This is a genomic window from Kocuria cellulosilytica, from assembly GCF_040981245.1.
GTDB lineage: Bacteria > Actinomycetota > Actinomycetes > Actinomycetales > Micrococcaceae > Kocuria > Kocuria cellulosilytica.
This window is the reverse complement of sequence record NZ_JAVFWZ010000039.1, coordinates 1-722: the sequence shown is the minus strand read 5'-3', so window position 1 is coordinate 722 and position 722 is coordinate 1. Positions and strand designations below refer to the sequence as shown.

The 722-nt window shown below is 46.0% G+C and carries 1 protein-coding gene; it reads left to right on the top strand.

Annotated elements, in window-relative coordinates; genetic code table 11:
- Window positions 1-131 precede the first annotated feature (131 nt).
- Window positions 132-722: hypothetical protein (locus tag RCG67_RS16860; RefSeq protein ID WP_368827946.1), on the top strand; the 591-nt coding region annotated here is incomplete at its 3' end.

The window sequence follows — 722 nt, the reverse complement described above, 5'->3', positions numbered from 1 at the left end:
AAACCGTCGCAACGTGGACTTTACCGTTACCAAATCCAGCCGATAATAAATACGTGTCGTTTATTGTCGAAACTCAGGTTCACACACATGTAAGCGGTACGAACCATGTTTATCTGGTTGATAACGATGTAATGCGCGAACTCACCACGGCAAGATTTAAAGACCAGACCGGGAGCAGTTCACACACTACAGAGTTAGTCGATTTCGGGCAGTTCATTATTAACCTGATTGAAATCCCGTTCAAAGTTCCGGCTAATCTTGCAGGTACTAAAACAGAGTCAATCCGGTTAGGTAATCTGGACACTAAAGTTGATGCTCTGCCGTTCCTGACTGACCGCATTAGTATTCCGATGGGGCGCATTAGTACGCCAGCGCCAAACGGGAACATGTTGGATTTCGCCAACACAATGACGATGTTACATTTGCCATTCGTTCCAGCGTTCGCCGTCGATACTCAGTATGTAATCGGCAAAGATTTAGACGTTGAAATGTCTGTTGATGTTTACACCGGGAAAGCTACAATCCTGCTTACGTCCTCCGCTATGCCGGGTGATGTATTCTTTCAGAAAGAGGTTGACTTAGGGATTAAGATTCCTTATGCGAACCTCCAGAAGATTGACGCGGATAACAGCCGTATTGATTTGGGCGCTCCGAACAGCGTAGCCATTCCGTTTATTGAAGTGCTGCGAAATGATGCCGTGTTGCCGTATGACCGATTTAAC